The organism is Nitrospira sp. BLG_2 (assembly GCF_049222245.1).
The window spans coordinates 1-3,018 of the sequence record NZ_JBLYIG010000555.1; the positions used below are offsets into that span (position 1 = coordinate 1).

Here is a 3,018-nt window from a genome sequence, read left to right on the forward strand (position 1 = left end):
AAAGGACATAGATAAAATCGAGGGCTTGGCGAGGAGTATTGCTCTGAGGATTGTGCAAAATAAGCCTGTTCCTCCTGGTTACAAGAAGGATTGGGGTTACGTCATAATGCAGTTCTACCGGCCAGTAAATCAGGCTCACAACGAGCTAAGAAGGCAACTTAGACGATTAGGGAAATAGTCGAAATCCAAAAGAGGAATGATGATGATAAGGGACTCCCTTTTTCTGAAGGTCCCCTTTCTGATGTTCACCAGATGTTCACCAAGAGGCCGGAACTGGTCGGTTGGGGCGGGAAGAGATCGGATGTCGGAAAACGGGAAAGTGCGCTGGACGCTGCGATTCTCTTGAGGAATGTGGAGGTTTGCGGGTGAAGGGGAGAAACGAGATGCGGCTTATGAGTCCTGTGACCCGAACGATGACGACATCTTGAAATGTCTTCAGTCGAAGCAGATGGTGGTCGCCGATCACGAGGCGGGGTCTAAATTATTTTTCTTCCGCTTGTTTTTCGACTTTCCTGGCACCCGGAATGGAGAGCACCGCTCCGCACTCCCGGCAGATCAGTTGGCCCGTCCTCTGCCCGTCCTCTCCAAGTTGATCGTCCACCATTCGGTCATGGGTACACACGGTCGTTTCCCTTCCCTTGAATTGGTGTGACACCGATGCCTCTCCCTAGCACACCTGGCATTCCCGTTCCGCTTGGAGCCAGTCATCAAGCGCGTGTCCGTCTTCCCGACCGCGTTGCTCATAAAGTTCATACGCTCGTTTGGCTATCAGGGCAATTTGCTCGCTTGGTCCCGCTGCCTGGCTGACCGTCTGAGATTCAGCGCTGCCGGGGTCACGCTTCTTCACCTTCGCGAGCGGAGGCACTCTGGCCGGTTTCTGTTCCTTGGGCAGCACGGTTGTCTGCATGTTCCACCTCCTGTTCCTGTTGACTGACAAAAATCTCTCTCACTGGTCCTTTACTTGTGCCCCGTTATCACCAGCGCCCATCCGCTTGCCACAGCTGACATTCGGACTATCTGCTCACCAGCGCTCGGTGGTGGTGTTCCTCAGGCTGCTCGGCTGCCCCATTACACCAGACCCTGTAGAGACCAGCACCCTCAAGGGTGAGTTGGACCTGCCCCGTTCGGCTCAGATGATCGATTACTAAAAAGACTTGATTCCATGTTACTCCCGGACAAGTGAGCACAATCTCCTCGATCAAACACCCAGGGCTGTTCGCGATGGTGTGCATAATGTCTTCTGTAATCGTGTGTGGAGCGGGCATAGTCTCCCCCTCTGCGCGAAGTTCGTGGCGATGCCGAGCTCTCAGGCGGAGCCGCACATGCAGTGTGGAGGCAGGAGCTATGCCTAAACGGAAAAAAAGGAGAAAGTTCGTCAAATCCAAAACAAGGGAAAGACTTCTGGTGCTCAGACTTTTACCACATGGGTGACGGATTGCCACACTTGGGCGGCTCCATTCACGCAACGGGAAGAATGTGCAAATTATTCAACCCGATCGATTGTCCAATCGGTTAGACAGAAAAAGTATCAATTTGGGGAGAAAGGGAACACGAGAGGAACTTTCAAGTTCGGCCGGGCTCCTACCTTAACGGCCCCTTGAGTGACAGGCCTGATCCTCCTGTCTGACGTATTCCATCAATTGCGATCCTGGTAAATTCCAATAGCAATAGATACACAAGGCGGGAAGACGTGTCGCTTCGTTCATGCGGCAATGGTTACAGAGACTCGATTGCCGATTAGAAGCACGGCTTCCTCGGGTTACTGTGCAAGAGAGTGTCCTCTGACCTGTGCCGTCAAATCGTGGTCGGATGGCGTCCATGGAATGGACGAACCAGGTGAACACGGTACTCAGTGAAGCAAGACACATCATTGCGACCGTTCGCATGGGGGCCTCCAGTCTACGTTGGGGCGATTGGCGAGAGGGACACGGAATAGAGACTTCCCCCTTTGGGCGTCAGCCTCATCGCCCCTTCTCGTGTTAACCGATCGATGGTTAAAAAGACCTGGTTCCAGGTCAGATCCGGACATTCGAGGACAATGTCGTCGAACGCACTACCAGGTGCTCGAATGATGATTTCCATCAGCCGATGATCCGTACCATGCTGAGTCGGCATATGCCCATCCTTTCCGATGAGATTCAGTGCATGGTCAGCGCACAGTGCATTTTGAGTGCCTGATGTCGGATGCGGAAAGACGGTCAGTGAAAACGGCAGAGCAACGGCTGGTTAAGGCAGTCGAAGCGAGAGCAGTGCAAATGTACTAGAGTGAATCATGGAGGCAATACGGGTCAGTCGCATAGAATAGACTGTCGCTGTTTTCCTCAGAGATGGCGGTTTTGAGCATTGACCGGTCGGGTAACAAGTCGTGCACAGCTGGGCAGACCGGCCTGTGGCGACGAACGTTTCTGAAATGGGTTGGGCTGAACTACTTAAGATGGTGAAAGGCGCAGGACGCCTTAAAGGAGGCGTCCTCTATAGGGGAGGAGACGGAGAAAGGCGCCGATATCTTCGGTGTTCCCTCATCCCGTTTGGTCCACAGGAAGAACGTCACCACCCACAGCATGACAATCCCCACTGATCGGTTCATAAAACCTCCTAACAGACGAACGGGGATTCACCGTAGCTTCAGCTGCCCTATCCGCTTGTAACTGGAGGATGAGAGGACGCTGAAGGAATGAAACGTTCTCAAGGTGTGTCTCGACGTGTAACGATATCGATGTTCCGATCGTGAAGAGTGCCAACAAAAGTGCCAACCAGCTCCCACTTATCCACAGAAAAAGCCCCAAACAGACGGAAAACAGGGATCAGATCGTTTGACGACAATTAAGAATAAATTGAAAGGGATAGAGAAGGGGAGAACTAGAACGACAAAGTGACCAAGGACTTTTCAGGGCTGTGCTCTACCAACTGAGCTACCTCGGCATTCCGGCAGGCTCGAAAGAAGTCTTAGAAACCTTGCTCATGTACCAGGATCATCGGTCAAATGCAAGTTGCAGTTTTGTCACCGCTTCTCATGCA

At 52.5% G+C, this 3,018-nt stretch carries 4 protein-coding genes; all 4 read right to left on the reverse strand.

Translation table 11 applies throughout. The features are described from left to right. Positions 1-481 precede the first annotated feature (481 nt). The 4 genes from ACOSYY_RS14785 to ACOSYY_RS14800 all read right to left on the reverse strand — a co-directional run bounded on the left by ACOSYY_RS14785 (position 482) and on the right by ACOSYY_RS14800 (position 2,587). Positions 482-655 carry a hypothetical protein gene (locus ACOSYY_RS14785; protein WP_421663296.1) on the reverse strand — a complete coding sequence of 58 codons (174 nt, stop codon included), beginning with the start codon at positions 653-655 and terminating at the stop codon, positions 482-484. Positions 656-667: 12 nt separating this feature from the next. Beyond that, positions 668-907, reverse strand: a complete 240-nt coding sequence (locus ACOSYY_RS14790; RefSeq protein ID WP_421663297.1) for a DUF2934 domain-containing protein — start codon at positions 905-907, stop codon at positions 668-670. A 992-nt stretch (positions 908-1,899) separates the two neighbouring features. Next, entirely contained in the window at positions 1,900-2,115 is a 216-nt protein-coding gene (locus tag ACOSYY_RS14795) for a hypothetical protein (protein WP_421663298.1), read from the reverse strand. 310 nt (positions 2,116-2,425) lie between these two features. Next, positions 2,426-2,587, reverse strand: a complete 162-nt coding sequence (locus tag ACOSYY_RS14800; protein ID WP_421663299.1) for a hypothetical protein — start codon at positions 2,585-2,587, stop codon at positions 2,426-2,428. Positions 2,588-3,018 lie beyond the last annotated feature (431 nt).